General features: G+C 74.5%; 11 protein-coding genes and 1 tRNA gene. 5 read left to right on the forward strand and 7 right to left on the reverse strand.

From position 1 onward, the window contains the following. The first annotated feature begins 220 nt into the window (after window positions 1-220). Window positions 221-880 carry a pentapeptide repeat-containing protein gene (locus ACFVUY_RS25640; protein WP_387691807.1) on the forward strand — a complete coding sequence of 220 codons (660 nt, stop codon included), beginning with the start codon at window positions 221-223 and terminating at the stop codon, window positions 878-880. Window positions 881-1,059: 179 nt separating this feature from the next. Then, window positions 1,060-3,138 carry a phosphocholine-specific phospholipase C gene (locus tag ACFVUY_RS25645; protein WP_387733571.1) on the forward strand — a complete coding sequence of 693 codons (2,079 nt, stop codon included), beginning with the start codon at window positions 1,060-1,062 and terminating at the stop codon, window positions 3,136-3,138. An 87-nt stretch (window positions 3,139-3,225) separates the two neighbouring features. Here ACFVUY_RS25645 and ACFVUY_RS25650 read toward each other — a convergent pair whose 3' ends face one another. Then, window positions 3,226-3,765, reverse strand: a complete 540-nt coding sequence (locus ACFVUY_RS25650; RefSeq protein ID WP_359901790.1) for a carboxymuconolactone decarboxylase family protein — start codon at window positions 3,763-3,765, stop codon at window positions 3,226-3,228. 119 nt (window positions 3,766-3,884) lie between these two features. Beyond that, a complete protein-coding gene (locus ACFVUY_RS25655) occupies window positions 3,885-4,691 on the reverse strand; it encodes a phosphoribosyl-dephospho-CoA transferase MdcG domain-containing protein (protein WP_387691811.1) in 807 nt (268 codons plus the stop codon). Window positions 4,692-4,879: 188 nt separating this feature from the next. Here ACFVUY_RS25655 and ACFVUY_RS25660 point away from each other — a divergent pair, with 188 nt between their 5' ends. Continuing rightward, window positions 4,880-5,092, forward strand: a complete 213-nt coding sequence (locus tag ACFVUY_RS25660; RefSeq protein WP_359901784.1) for a hypothetical protein — start codon at window positions 4,880-4,882, stop codon at window positions 5,090-5,092. A gap of 9 nt (window positions 5,093-5,101) precedes the next feature. Here the strand turns inward: ACFVUY_RS25660 and ACFVUY_RS25665 are convergent, their stop codons facing one another. Continuing rightward, window positions 5,102-8,323, reverse strand: coding sequence for a S41 family peptidase (locus ACFVUY_RS25665; RefSeq protein WP_387733574.1), 3,222 nt, complete (start codon window positions 8,321-8,323; stop codon window positions 5,102-5,104). A gap of 200 nt (window positions 8,324-8,523) precedes the next feature. Between ACFVUY_RS25665 and ACFVUY_RS25670 the strand changes: the two genes are divergently transcribed. Further along, window positions 8,524-10,230, forward strand: coding sequence for a chitinase (locus ACFVUY_RS25670; RefSeq protein WP_387733576.1), 1,707 nt, complete (start codon window positions 8,524-8,526; stop codon window positions 10,228-10,230). 109 nt (window positions 10,231-10,339) lie between these two features. Further along, window positions 10,340-11,563: an MFS transporter gene (locus ACFVUY_RS25675; RefSeq protein ID WP_387733578.1), complete on the forward strand. Its 1,224-nt coding sequence runs from the start codon at window positions 10,340-10,342 to the stop codon at window positions 11,561-11,563. On the opposite strand, the gene ACFVUY_RS25680 is transcribed toward ACFVUY_RS25675, so the two are convergent. The 4 genes from ACFVUY_RS25680 to ACFVUY_RS25695 form a co-directional block, all read right to left on the reverse strand. Then, window positions 11,541-12,170: a DJ-1/PfpI family protein gene (locus tag ACFVUY_RS25680; RefSeq protein WP_387691819.1), complete on the reverse strand. Its 630-nt coding sequence runs from the start codon at window positions 12,168-12,170 to the stop codon at window positions 11,541-11,543. The genes ACFVUY_RS25675 and ACFVUY_RS25680 overlap by 23 nt on opposite strands. Continuing rightward, window positions 12,170-13,141 carry a GlxA family transcriptional regulator gene (locus ACFVUY_RS25685; RefSeq protein WP_387733581.1) on the reverse strand — a complete coding sequence of 324 codons (972 nt, stop codon included), beginning with the start codon at window positions 13,139-13,141 and terminating at the stop codon, window positions 12,170-12,172. The genes ACFVUY_RS25680 and ACFVUY_RS25685 overlap by 1 nt, the downstream gene beginning before the upstream one ends. 190 nt (window positions 13,142-13,331) lie before the next feature. Beyond that, window positions 13,332-13,405 (reverse strand) — tRNA-Lys (locus ACFVUY_RS25690). Window positions 13,406-13,478: 73 nt separating this feature from the next. Beyond that, a complete protein-coding gene (locus ACFVUY_RS25695; RefSeq protein ID WP_387733584.1) occupies window positions 13,479-14,387 on the reverse strand; it encodes an NADP-dependent oxidoreductase in 909 nt (302 codons plus the stop codon). Between the last annotated feature and the right edge of the window lie 98 nt (window positions 14,388-14,485).

A 14,485-nucleotide genomic window follows, 5' to 3' on the forward strand; every position in this document is an offset into this window, starting at 1 on the left:
GCGCCGAGGCGGCCGGTCCGGGGCACCGCCGTGTCGGGGAGGCGTCGGGCCCGCGCTGCTGCCGGGCGTCGCCGGAGGCCGGCTGCCGGGGGTCCGGTGCCCGGTGCCCGGTGCCGGGCGTCGTCGGAACCGGGTGTCGTCGCTGCCGGGCGTTGTCGGTGCCGCGTGCGAGCATGCGGGCGAGACCCCTCCGCCCCCCCGACCGCCAGGAGCCACCGCCATGTCCCGTGCCGTCCCCGACCGGCTCGCCGACCTCCCGTACGCCGAGCTGCTGCGCCCGCACACCGGGCCGCTGCGCAGCGACGAGCGGTACGACACCGCGCACTTCGACGGGGGCGAGCACACCGACGAGTCGGGTGCCGGGGCGGCCTTCCTGGAGTGCGCCTTCACCGGTGTCGCGCTCAGCGGGGTCAAGCTGCGCCAGGCCCGGTTCAACGAGGTGTGGGTGCAGGCCGGCCGCTGGGTCGCCTGCGACCTGAGCGACTCCGAGTGGCAGGACAGCTCCTTCGCGGGCGGGGTGCTCGCCGGGGTCGCCGGGTACGGCTCGGCGCTGCGCCGGGTGGTGTTCCGGGGCTGCAAGCTGGAGGCGGTCAACCTGCGCTCGGCGGTCCTGCGGGACGTCGTCTTCGAGGACTGCCTGCTGCGCGACGTGGACTTCGGCGGGGCGAAGCTGACCGGGGTGTCCTTCCCCGGCTCGACGCTGGAGGAGGTCCGGCTGCGCGGCGCGACGCTGAGCCGGACGGACCTGCGCGGCGCCGTCCGGCTCGGTCTGGCCGACGGCCACCAGGGGCTGCGCGGCGCGGTCATCAGCTCCCCCCAACTGATGGAGCTGGCACCGCAGTTCGCTCATGCACTGGGGATCGAGGTCAAGGACCGCTGAGCACCCGGCCCCCTTCGCCCGTTCAGCCGGGCGTCGCTCGGTGACGCCCCGACGAACAGTCCGCCAATCCTGCCGCACGCATCTGGTGGGCCGCTTCGCGGGCGGTGGAGACTGCTGCGCGATCGAGTGAGCTCCGACTTGTGTGCACAACATCGCCAGCGAAGGGACGGGCCGGGCTGATGGCCGAGTTGAGTCGTAGGAAGTTCGTCACGCTGTCCGGTGCCGCCGCGGCGGGCCTCGCGGTGGCCGGCACCGGTGCCGCCGCGGGGGCCGCCCCGGGCGGCACGGCCGCGCCCGCCGCCACCACCGCGCTCGGCACGACCGGCACCATCACCGACGCCCAGCACGTGGTGATCCTGATGCAGGAGAACCGCAGCTTCGACCACTACTTCGGCACGCTGCGCGGCGTGCGCGGCTTCGCCGACCGCAGCGCCATCCAGATATCCGGCGGCTACAGCGTCTTCAACCAGCCCAACGGCCTGTTCGGCCGCCAGTACCCGTGGCAGTTCAGCCAGACCAAGCCGGCCGGCGGCGCCGACCCCGAGCGCCTCGCCCAGTGCAACGGGGACCTCAGCCACGGCTGGTCCGACCAGCACAAGGCCTGGAACGGCGGGAAGCTGGACTCCTGGGTCGCCGCCAAGGGCAACGTCCGCACACTCGGCTTCCTGACCCGCCAGGACATCCCGTTCCACTACGCGCTGGCCGAGAACTGGACCATCTGCGACGCCTACCACTGCTCCGTGCTGAGCGCGACCGGCCCCAACCGCACCTACCACTGGTCCGGCCAGATCGACCCGTCCGGCGCCGCGGGCGGCCCCGCCTACGACGGCGGCGACGAGAAGGGCCTGCGCTGGCAGACCTACGCCGAGGCGCTGGAGACGGCGGGCGTCAGCTGGAAGGTCTACCAGAACGCCGCCGACAACTACGGCGACAACGCCCTGGCGTACTTCACCAACTTCACCGGCGCCCCGGCCGGCAGCCCGCTGGCGGCCAAGGGCATGGGCTCGGTGCCCAAGGTCACCGGGAGGACCCCGGACGACATCGCCGCCGCGATCAAGGCCGACGTGCTGGCCGGCACCCTCCCGCAGGTCTCCTGGATCGTCGCCGACCAGGCCTCCTCCGAGCACCCGTACGCCACCCCGGCCGACGGCGCGCACTTCGTCCACATGGTGATCGACGCGCTCAACGCCGACCCGAACGTCTTCAACTCCACCGTGCTGTTCCTCAACTACGACGAGAACGACGGCTTCTTCGACCACGTCCCGCCGCCGGCCGCCCCGGCCGGCACCCCGGGCGAGTTCTACAACGGCACCAACATCGGCCTCGGCTTCCGCGTCCCGCTGATCGCCGTCTCGCCCTGGACCCGCGGTGGCTGGGTCAACTCCGAGACCTTCGACCACACCTCGGTGCTGCGCTTCCTGGAGGTCTGGACGGCCGCCCTCGGCAAGCCCGCCGCCTGTCCCGGCATCAGCGACTGGCGCCGCCGCGTCTGCGGCGACCTGACCAGCGTGTTCGACTTCGCCCACCCGGTGTACGGCCTGCCCGCGCTGCCCGACACCTCGCAGACCATCGGCCTGTCCGCCTGCGGCCCGCTGCCCAACCCGGCCCCGGTGAACAACCAGCTGCCGGTGCAGGAGTCCGGCACCCGGCCCGCGCGCGCCCTGCCGTACCAGCCGAACGCCAACCTGGACCACTGGGACACCGACGCCGGCGGCGTCATGCACGTCTGGGTGAAGATGTCCAACGACGGCGCCGCCCGGGCCTCCCACTTCGCCGCCTACGCCAACGCCTACCGCAGCGGCGGCCCCTGGCAGTACACCGTCGACTCCGGCAGCCCCGTCACCGACTTCTTCAACTGCGGCACCAACGGCTTCGGCAACGGCAAGTACGACCTGACCGTCGTCGGTCCGAACCGCTTCCTGCGCCGCTTCACCGGCGACCTCACCAAGGCGGGCAGGAACGCGGCCGTCACCGCCTCGTACGCGGTCGAGCCGGGGGCGGGGAAGCTCGCGCTCCGGTTCGAGCTGGCCAACTCCGGTAGCACGCCGGTGACCTTCACCATCGCCTCGAACAACTACCGGACGGACGGCCCCTGGACGTACCAGGTCCCGGCCGGCGGCAGCGTCGGCGACTTCTTCAACGCGGTCGCGTACAACAACGGCTGGTACGACTTCACCGTCACGGTGGACGCCGACAGCAGCTGGTCCCAGCGCTTCACCGGCCACCTGGAGACGGGTGCGGCGAGCGTCACCGGCTGACCGCCGAACGCACCGGGCGCGGCGCGCGAACGCCGCCGGGCGGCGCCGTCCGAGGACGGCGCCGCCCGGTGCTCCGGCCCCCGCTGCTCAGTTCCCGCGGGCGTAGCCGGAGTCGACGATTCGCTTCGCGCCCTCGGCGTAGTAGCCCGGGTCCTCGGGAAGGTCGGTGGCCAGACCGTCGACGTACCGGTTGTACATGCAGAAGGCGGCGGCGATCAGCACGGTGTCGTGGATCTCGGTGTCACCGGCGCCGGCCGCGCGGGCGGCCGCCACCGCCTCCTTCGAAACCGGCGCGGCCTGCTTCTGCACCTCCGCCGCGATCCGCAGCAGGGCCCGCATCCGCTCCGTGAGCGGCGCGGCCGAGGGATCGGTCAGGGCCGCCTTCACCAGGTCCTCGCCGCCGTCCAACTGCGCCGCGGCGAAGGCGCTGTGGGAGCCCTCGCAGAAGCGGGTGCCGTTGAGCCGGGAGACGTAGGCGGCGACCAGCTCGCGCTCGCCCCGGCTCATCGGCGCCGGGTCCCGCAGCAGCGCGTTGGCGAGCATCCCCAGCGGGGCCGCGGTGTCCGGGCGCAGCGCCAGCAGCCCGCTGATTCCCGGCTGTCCGTTGTCGATGGTGATGTGCGGCACGGGGCAACTCCCTTGTCCGGGACGGTCGGAGGACGCTCCATCGTCGCGGGTGCCGGGCCCTCGCGCCAACTCCGAGATTGCCCCGGCCGCGGCGGGAGCCGCCCGACCGGTCCGGCCGCTCAGACGAACGGGCCCCGGGGGAACCACGGGTCACGGACCTCGCGGGGGCCGTCCGGGGTGAGCAGGGTGAGGCTGTGGGTGCCGGAGGCGTACTCGGCCAGCTGGACCGAGCCGTGCCGGGTCTCCAGCTCGGCCTGCACGGGGACCGGCAGCTTGGTCAGCGCCCGCCGCAACTGCAGGGCGTCGCGCCGGCTGATCGGCTGCGGGCAGCGCAGCACCAGCCGCAGCGGGCTGAGCGGTCCGCTCACCGGCACCCCGCTGCCCAGCTCGTAGCCGACCGCGCCGATCGGGCCCCAGGGCAGCCGGTGGTCCGCCACCAGCCGGCCGACCTCCGGCAGCAGGGCCAGCGCCGGGATGCCGGCCAGCCGTTCGGGGGCCAGCCGTTCGCGCCGTTCGACCAGCTGCTCGGGCCGCAGCGTCCGGGCCACCGCCGCCCAGGGGGCCAGTGCGTCCATCCGCTGTCCGGGGCGCGGGCCGCGCACGGTGACCGGGAACCACAGTTCGGGCGCCGCCTCCGGGTCCCGGGTGCAGCGCTGCGGGTGCGGGAGGTCCACCGGGTTGCCGACCACGGCGGGTGCCCGGCCGACCGTCACCCAGGGGTGCGCCCGCAGCACCGCCCGCGCCCACGTCGGCAGCTCGCCGCCGGCGAGGGGCCGCAGCGAGCTGGGGCACTGCATCAGCAGCAGGTCGTGCGCGCCGGGCAGCCGGCCGTCCAGCGCGGCCAGCGGGCCGACCCGCCGGCGCGGTCCGTCGTGCGGGTCCTCGGCGGTGCGCCGGGCGTGGCTTCCGGGATGTGCGACGGTCACAGCGGGCTCCAGAGGGTGGCGTCGATTTCGCCGACGGCCCCAATCTGCGCCCGGCCGGGGGCCCGCGGCTACGGTCCTTGGGCGCGTCCACCAGGGACCAAAGGCTCAAGGTGCGCCCGTGGGCACCCGGTGTGAGAGTGGGGGCAGCCCGGTCTTCCGACCTCCCGTCCACCCCGTTTGGAGGAGTCATGGGCATCTTCGACAGGTTGTTCCACCGGCCGCAGCACGAGTCCACCGGGCAGGAGGCCGCCCAGCGCGCCGCCCTCGCCCACGACGAGGCCGCCGACGCGTACGGCAACGACGTCGAGCGGACCCGGGAGCAGCAGGAACGGCTCGCCCAGGAGGAGGACGACCGGCGCGCCGCCGAGAACATGACCGCCGAGGGCGACCCCTGGGGCTGAGCCCGGGGATCACCCCGCACGCGGCGGCAGCGGCGGTCGCCGCAGGTCCGGCCGGGGCGTGGACTCCGGCGGGGGCGCCGCGGCGGGCGCGTCCTCCAGCAGCTCCAGGGCCAGCTGGACGGCCGCGACCAGCTCCGGATGGCGCCCCCGGGCCCAGTCGCGCGGGGTGCGCAGCACGTGCACGTCCGGTTCGACGCCCCGGTTCTCCACCGACCAGCCCAGCCCGCCGCCGAACCAGGAGGCGTTCTTCGGCACCGAGATCTGGGTGCCGTCGCCGAGGGTGTGGCGCCCGCTCATCCCGACCACCCCGCCCCAGGTGCGGGTGCCGATCACCGGGCCGAGACCGAGCAGCTTGATCGCCGCGATGATCACGTCGCCGTCCGAGCTGGTGGCCTCGTCGGCCAGTGCCACCAGTGGTCCGCGCGGTGCGTGCCGGGGCCAGCGCACCGGTCGGCGGTCCCGGCTGAAGTCCCAGGCCAGGACGTGCCGGGAGAGTTTCTCCAGCACCAGTTCGGAGACGTTGCCGCCGGCGTTGCCGCGGACGTCCAGAACCAGCGCGGGCTTGTCCAGCTCGCGCCGCAGGTCCCGGTTGAACTGTGCCCAGCCGGAGCCGCCGAGGTCCGGGATGTGCAGGTAGCCGCACCGCCCGTCGCTGAACTCCCGCACCAGGGCGCGTCGTCTGGTCACCCAGTCCTGGTAGCGGAGGGGCCGCTCGTCGGTCAGCGGGGTGATCACGATCCGCCGCACCGGGCCGTCCGGGCCTTTGCGCAGGGCCAGTTCGAGCGTGCTGCCGCCGGTGCCGGCCAGCAGCGGCAGCGGTCCGCGCAGCGGGTCCACCGGGCGGCCGCCGATCTCCAGGAACTCGTCGCCGTCCCGGACGCCCTGGGCGGCGAGTGGGGCGCGGGCGCGCGGGTCGGAGGTCTCGCCGGGCAGCACCCGGTCGACCAGCCAGCGGCCGTCGGGGGCGTGGCGGGCGTTGGCGCCGAGCAGGCCGAGCGGCTGCTGGGCGAGCGTGGGGCCCTCGGCGCGCCGGGACGGGGTGACGTAGGCGTGCGAGGTGCCGAGTTCGCCGAGGAGTTCGCGCAGCAGGTCGGCGAAGTCGTCGGGGGAGCAGACCCGGTCCAGCAGCGGCTCGTACTGGGCGACCAGCGCGGGCCAGTCCAGGCCGGACATCCGCTCGTCCCAGAACTGGTCCCGGACGATCCGGGCCGCCTCGTGGTAGGCCTGGCGCCACTCGGCGGCCGGGTGCACGGTGTGGGTGATCCGGCGCAGGTCGACGGTGGTCCCGGCGGAGGGGGCGCCGACCGGGATCACCCGCAGCGTCCCGGCCGAGTAGACCGCGATCGAGCCGCCGTCCCCGGAGACCGCGTAGCCGTCCAGCTTGTCGACCACGGTGCTGCGGGTGCCCCGGGCCAGGTCGAAGTGCTCCAGCGAGGGGCGGCCCGAGGTGTCCTCCGGGCTGGCGAAGGTCTGGCCGAGGGTGCCGGAGATCGGCCAGCGCAGCCAGACCAGGCCGCCGCGCACCGCGTCGGTGGCCGAGTACTTGGAGGCGATCACCGGGAACTGGAGCAGTCGCTCGCCGATCCCGTCCGGGTCGACCCGGACGGTGCCGTCGCCGTCGTGGTGCGGGGCGCCGTCCTCGGCCGGGGCGGAGAACGGCGAGGGGGTGTCGGCGGCGAGCGGGACGAGGTACGGGCGGCAGCCGAGCGGGAAGGAGAGGTCGCCGGTGTGCACGTCGTGGACCGGGTCGAAGCCGCGCCAGGACAGGAAGGCCAGGTAGCGGCCGTCCCGGGTGAACACCGGCTGCTCGTCCTCGAACCGGCCGTCGGTGACGTCGGTGGTCGAGGAGGGCGCGTCGGCGCGGGTGAGCCGGATGCGGCGCAGTGAACGCCCGGCGACCGGCTCCGACCAGGCGATCCAGTGCGAGTCGGGGGAGAAGCGGGCGCTGGAGACCGGCCCGTAGCCGGAGGCGGCCAGTTCGCGCACCTCGCCGTCGGCGGCGCCGACCAGCAGCAGTCGTCCGTCCGAGGTGGTGGCGGCGAGCCGGCTGCCGTCGGGGGAGGCGGTGAGCTCCAGGACGCGGCCGATCCGTCCGGCGGCGAGCACCCGGTGGTGGTGCTTCCGCGGTCCGGCGGGGCCCGGCGGGTCGGCGTGGCCGGGCAGCGGCACCACCTCGATCGCGTCGGCGCCCTCGGCGTCGGTGATCCAGGCCGCCTCGCCGGTGTGTCCGAGCACCACCGGCAGCCGGGTGCGCACCCCGGGGGTGTCGGCGAGCGCGCGGGCCGGGCCGTCCTTGTGGGTGAGCCAGTACTGGCTGCCGCGCACGGTGATCACCCCGGCCCGGCCGGTCTGGTCGCAGGCGAGGTCCTTGACCTGGCTCGCGGCGCCGACCTGGTAGGGGCGGCGACCGGCCCGGGCACCGCCGAGCGGGACGTGCAGCCGGCGCGGGGCGGGGGCGTCCAGGCCGTCCAGCAGCCAGAGGTCGCCGGCGTGCTGGTAGACGATCCGGGTGCCGTCGGTGGCGGCCTCGCGGGCGTAGTAGGAGGCGTGGTCGGTGTGGCGGCGCAGGTCGGTGCCGTCGGGGCGGCAGGAGTAGAGGTTGCCGATGCCCTCGTGGTCGGAGAGGAAGGCGATCCGGCCGGCGACCGGCATGGGGGCGGCGAGGTGCCCGGTGTGCTCGGGCAGGATCCGCTCGCCGTCCACCCAGAGCCGGCCGGTGGCGCCGCCCCGGTAGCGCTTCCAGGCGGCGGGCGCGTGCGGGGCGGCGCCGGTGAGCAGCACGGTCCGTTCGTGGCTCATCTGGGCGTCGCCGACCGGCCCCCAGGGCATCCGGCGGCCGGGGGAGCCGTCCGGTGGCAGGGCGTGCGCCCAGGTGTAGTGGCCGAAGGGCTCGTGGTAGGAGGTGACGGCCAGGACCTCGCCGTCCGGCAGCCAGCCGCGCACCCGGGTGTCCTGGCTGCCCCAGAAGCTGAGCCGGCTCGCCTGGCCGCCGTCGACCGGGGCGGTCCACACCTCGGGGGTGAGGCCGAGCCAGCTGGTCCAGGCGAGGGTGGTGCCGTCGGGGGAGATGCGGGGGTCGCCGACCCGGGTGCGGTCGCAGCCGACCCGCCAGGCCCGGCCGGTGCCGGCGCCGTCGGCGTCCAGCGGGGCGATCCAGACGTCGTCCTCGGCGGTGAAGGTGAGCAGGCTGCCGTGCAGGTGGGGGTGGCGGAGGTAGCCGGGCGGGGTCACCCCTCCATCCTTCGACGGGGTGTCACCCCCGGCAACCGGAGAAGCCGGGAACCGGTCTGGACCATTGACACCGCCCAGTCGAATCCACTTCAGTGGTCTAGTCCAACTTGGGTGCCAGGCCGGGCCGTTCCCCCCACTGGCGCGTGCTCCGGCGTGCCCTCGGACGTCCCCCACGACCGCGCCATCGCAGGAGCGCCCGCATGCGCAGAACACCCGTCCCCGGAACCCCGGTCACGAGCCGCCGCGCGGCCGTCGCCGCCGGTACCGCCTCCGCCGTCGCCGCAGCCGCCCTGGTCGGCGCCACACTGGGCCTGGCCCCCGCCGCCTCGGCCGGCGAGTTCCTGGCCAACGGCGGCTTCGAGTCCGGCTCGCTCGGCCCCTGGAGCTGCTCCGGCAACTCCGGCAGCGTCGTCACCGGCCCGGTGCACAGCGGCAGCCGCGCGCTCGCCGCGGCCGCCACGGCCGGCGACACCGCCCAGTGCGGCCAGACCGTCACCGTCGCCCCGAACACCACCTACACGCTCAGCGCCTTCGTCAACGGCTCGTACGTCTACCTGGGCGTGGACGGCGGCGGCCCGAGCACCTGGACGCCCGGCACCGGCGGCGCGTACCAGAAGCTCAGCCTCAGCTTCACCACCGGCGCGAGCCAGACCAGCGCCACCGTCTACACCCACGGCTGGTACGGCCAGGGCACCTACTACGCGGACGACATCTCGCTGGACGGCCCGGGCGCGCCCAGCCCGACGCCCACGCCGACACCCACCGCGACCGCCTCGCCGACCGCGACCCCGACCGGGACGCCGACCGGGACGCCGACGGGCACCCCGACCGGGACGCCCACCGGAACCCCGACCGGGACCCCCACGGGCACGCCCACCAGCCCGCCCGCCGGCAGCCACACCCTGGTCGGCTACCTGCACGCGAGCTTCGCCAACGGCGCCGGCTACACCCGGATGGCCGACGTCCCGAACTCCTGGGACTTCATCAACCTCTCCTTCGGCGAGCCCACCTCCGTCACCTCCGGCGACATCCGCTTCAACCGCTGCCCGGCCACCGAGTGCCCGGGCGTCGAGTCGGACGACGAGTTCAAGGCCGCCATCGCCGCCAAACGGGCCCAGGGCAAGAAGGTGCTGATCTCGATCGGCGGCCAGAACGGCCAGGTCCAGCTGACCAGCACCGCCGCCCGGGACACCTTCGTCAGCTCCGTCTCGGCGATCATCGACAAGTGGGGCCTGGACGGCCTGGACATCGACTTCGAGGGGCACTCGCTCTCCCTCAACACCGGTGACACCGACTTCAAGAACCCGACCAGCCCGGTCATCGTCAACCTGATCTCCGCGGTGAAGACCCTCAAGGCCAAGTACGGCCCGGGCTTCGTGCTGACCATGGCGCCGGAGACCTTCTTCGTCCAACTCGGCTACCAGTACTACGGATCGGGCCCCTGGGGCGGCCAGGACCCGCGGGCCGGGGCGTACCTGCCGGTCATCCACGCGCTGCGCGACGACCTCACCCTGCTGCACGTCCAGGACTACAACTCCGGCTCCATCATGGGCCTGGACAACCAGTACCACTCGATGGGCGGCGCCGACTTCCACGTCGCGATGACCGACATGCTGCTCAAGGGCTTCCCGGTGGCGGGCAACACCAACAACGTGTTCCCGGCGCTGCCCGCCTCGAAGGTCGCCATCGGCATGCCGGCCACCACCAACGCGGGCAACGGCTACGTCGCCCCGGCCGAGGTGAACAAGGCGCTCGACTGCCTGACCAAGCTGGCCAACTGCGGGACGTACGTGCCGCGTTCGGGCGCGCAGCCGAACCTGCGCGGGCTGATGACCTGGTCGATCAACTGGGACCGGTTCGGCGGCCAGGAGTTCTCCAAGAACTTCAAAGGCTACTTCGGGCGCTGACCCGGACGCCCCGGTAATTCAGACGTTCCGCGGGCCGGACGCCCCGCGGGCCGACGCCTCCGGGGCCATGCTTGAACCTGACACCGGTGTGAGGTCCGAGCATGGCCCCATGGCGACCAAACAGCTCACAACCCCGGTACCCCGCAAGCCCTTTCCCCTGTCCGCCCTGCTCGCCCTGGCCACCGCCGTCTTCGTCACCGGTCTCACCGAGAACCTGCCCGCCGGCGTGCTGCCCGGGATGAGTGAGGCGCTCGGGGTCGGCGAGTCCGCGGCCGGGCAGACCGTCACCGTCTACGCGATCGGCTCCGCCGCCACCGCGATCCCGCTCAGCGCGGCCACCGCCGGCTGGGGCCGCAAGCGGCTGCTGCTCTCCGCGATGGCGGGGTTCGCGGTCGCCAACACCGTCACCGCGGTCTCCACCAGCTACCCGCTCACGCTGGCCGCCCGCTTCCTCGCGGGCGTCGCGGCCGGCCTGGCCTGGGCCCTGCTCGCGGGGTACGCGCGCCGGCTGGTGCCGGTCGAGCAGCAGGGCCGGGCCATGGCGGTGGCGATGGCGGGCGTGCCGGTCGCGCTGTCGCTGGGAGTGCCGGTCGGCACCTTCCTGGGGCAGGTGCTCGCCTGGTGGGTGCCCTTCCTCGCCATGACGGCACTGGCGGTCGGCGTGATCGGCTGGATCGCGGCGCTGCTGCCGGACCAGCCCGGGCAGCCGGCCGGCGAGCGGGCACCGGTCCGCGAGGCGCTCGCCGTGCCCGGCGTGCGGCCGGTGCTCACCGTGACGGTGCTCTTCGTGCTCGCGCACACCATCCTGTTCACCTACATCGCGCCCTTCCTGGACCGGTCCGGCCTCGGCGGCTCCACCGGCACCGTGCTGCTGGTCTTCGGGCTGGCCTCGCTGGCGAGCGTCTGGCTGATCGGCGCGCACATCCACCGCCGGCTGCGGCAGCTGACGATCGGCGCCGCGCTGCTGGTCGCGCTGACGGCGGCCGTCCTCGCGGTGCGGTCCGGCAGCGCGCCGCCGGTGTACGTCGCGGCGCTGTTCTGGGGCCTGGGCTGGGGCGGCGTCCCGACCCTGCTCCAGACCGCGCTCGGCGACGCGGGCGGAGAGCGGGCGGACGCCGCCCAGGCCGTCCTGGTGACCCTGTGGAACGGCGCGATGGCGGGCGGCGGCGTGGTCGGCGGCCTGGTCCTGAGCGGCCTGGGCACCGGCGCCCTGCCCTGGACGGTGCTCGCGCTGATGCTCCCCGTCCTCGCCGTGGCCACCGCCGCCCGCCGCCACGCCTTCCCGCCCCGCCGGGGCGCGGCCTCCGGCTCTAGCGCACCATCAGCCGGTTGACCGCCTCGACCACCTCGGGGGACGCCTTCGCCATGGAGCCCGACGCGTACGGCGGCTGCGGGTCGTACTCGATCAGCAGCTGGATCGCCTGCGCGGTCGTGTCCCCGCTGATCACGCCGGCCAGCGTCAGGGCGAGGTCGATCCCGGCCGAGACCCCGGCGGCGATGGCGTACTTGCCGTCGATGACGACCCGCTCCGTCCCGGTCGGCTCCGCCCCGTAGTGGGGCAGCCGGTCCAGGACGCCCCAGTGGCTGGTGGCCCGGCGGCCCTTGAGCAGCCCGGCGGCGCCCAGGATCAGCGAACCGGAGCAGACCGAGGTGGTCCAGGTGGTGGTCGCGTCCACCCGGCGCACCCAGTCGAGCACGGCCCGGTCCGTCAGCTGGGCCTCCGTCCCGGGCCCGCCGGGCACCAGCAGCAGGTCGGCCGAGTCCACCTCGTCCAGGGCGGCGTCCGCGACGAGCGCCAGGCTGCCGACGTCGTTGCGCACCGGCCCCCGTTCGGCGGCGGTGAACACCACCTCGGCGCCGGGGATCCGGGACAGCACCTCGTACGGGCCGACCGCGTCCAGGGTGGTGAACTCGGGGTAGAGCAGGATGGCGATGCGCATCAGTGACCTCCGGTGGGTTCGGGTCGGAAGCGGCGTCGGTACTCGGCGGGTGGGGCGGCCAGGGCCCGGACGAAGGCGCGCCGCATCGCCTCCGGGGTGCCGTAGCCGCAGGAGCGCGCGATCTCCTCGATGCCGTCGTCGGTGTCCTCCAGCAGCCGCCGGGCGGCCTCCAGCCGGACCCCGTCCACGTACCGGCCGGGGGTCACCCCCACCTCGGCGGCGAAGGCCCGGGCGAAGTGCCGCGGCGACAGCGCCGACCGGCCGGCCAGCGCCTCGACCGAGAGGTCGGCCTCCGGGTGCTCGGCGATCCACCGCTGCACCTCGCGCAGCGGCCGCCGGGCCGCCACCTGGGCGGCCAGCTGGGTGCTGAACTGGGCCTGGTTGCCCGGCCGGCGCAGGAAGACCACCAGGTGGCGGGCGACCAGCAGGGCCGTTTCGCGCCCGAGGTCCTCCTCCACCAGGGCCAGCGCCAGGTCGATCCCGGCGGTGACCCCGGCCGAGGTGGCGATCCTTCCGTCCCGGACGTGGATCGGGTCCGGGTCCACCTCGACGTCCGGGAACCGCCGGGCCAGTTCCCCGCCGTAGGCCCAGTGGGTGGTCGCCCGGCGTCCGGCCAGCAGCCCGGCCTCGGCGAGCAGGAAGGCGCCGGTGCACACCGACACCACCCGCTCGGCCCGTCCGGCCAGCTCCCGGATCCGTGCCACCAGGGCCGGGTCCGGGAGTTCGGTGTCCATCCCGCCGGGAACCAGCAGGGTGTGCACCGCCCCGATCTCGGCCAGGTCCGCGTCCGGCAGCAGCCGCAGTCCGCTGTGGCTGCGCACCGGACCGCCGCCGGGGGAGGCGGTGGTCACCCGGTAGGCCGGGGGCTGCCCGGACGCCCGGCCCGCCCCCGCGAACACCTCCAGGGGGCCGGTCACATCGAGGCTCTGCACGCCCTCGAAGAGGACGATGACCACGCTGCGCGCTCTCATGCGACCAGCCTCCCAACGGGCGGCGGTGGCAGCAATGACCTGCTTCCCACCTTTCCTGCCATCCGGAGCCTGCGGGGGCGCATGTGGCGGCGTGGGAACGGAGGGGCACGCGGGAGGCGGGCGTACGGAAGGGCGGACGCGGAAACGCCGGAAGGCCCCTCGCTCTCGCGAAGGGCCTTCCGGCTGTCTGTGCGCCGCCAGGGACTCGAACCCCGGACCCGCTGATTAAGAGTCAGCTGCTCTAACCAACTGAGCTAGCGGCGCCTGCTGACGTGGAGAACATTACCTGGTCAGCAGCCGAAACTCACAATCGGCCGGAGCGGGGAGCCGGGCGCGCTCACATGGTCAGCACCACCTTGCCCCGGACGTGCCCGGCGCCGACCAGCTTGTGGGCCTGGGCGACCCGCTCGATCGGGAACGACTCCGCGATCTCCAGCCGCAGCCCGCCGGCCTCCCAGAGCTCGACCAGCTCGGTCAGCCTCCCGGCCGTCCGCTCGCCCCGCAGCCCCCGGACCCCCAGCCGCTCGGCGCCGGGGTAGTCGACCACGGTGCCGATCCGGGTCCGGTCGGCGATCAGTTCGACGGAGGCCTCCAGGGCGCCCCGCCCGGCGGCGTCGAAGGCCGCGGTCACCCCCTGCGGCGCGACCGCCCGGACCCGCTTGACCAGCCCCTCGCCGTAGCTGACCGGCACCGCGCCCAGCTCCCGCAGGTAGCCGTGGTTGCGCTCGCTCGCGGTGCCGATCACCGTGGCGCCCCAGGCCCGGGCCAGCTGGACGGCGACCGTGCCGACCCCGCCCGCGGCGCCGTGCACCAGCAGGGTGTCGCCGGGGCCGACGCCGAGCCCGGTGAGCGCCACGTGCGCGGTCTGGCCGGAGGCGGAGAGCGAGCCGGCCTGCTCCCACGGCATCCCGGCGGGCTTGGCCACCAGCCGGTCGGCGCCCACCGTGACCAGGTCGGCCTGGCCGCCCAGCACCCGGAAGCCCAGCACCTCGTCCCCGACCCGCCAGTGCCCGGCGTCCGGGCCGAGGGCGTCCACCACCCCGGCGAACTCGTTGCCGAGGACGAACGGCGGCTCGACCGCCAGTCCCGGCGGGCGGAACCCCTCGCGGATCGCGAGGTCCACCGGCTGCACGCCGGCGGCGTACACCCGTACCCGCACCTCGCCCGGCCCGGGTCGCGGGTCGGGCACCTCGGCGACCCGCAGGACCTCCGGACCGCCGTTCCCCGTCACGGTGACCGCTTTCATGCTGTTCCCGCCCCTTCTCGATCCCTCCGGTGTCGACGATCATCCGACCTGAAGTGCGCTTGAGGTCAAGTCATTGTTCAGCGTGTCGACACCGATGG

Origin of the sequence: Kitasatospora sp. NPDC058063 (assembly GCF_042885395.1) — a bacterium.
Lineage (GTDB): Bacteria > Actinomycetota > Actinomycetes > Streptomycetales > Streptomycetaceae > Kitasatospora > Kitasatospora lactacystinica.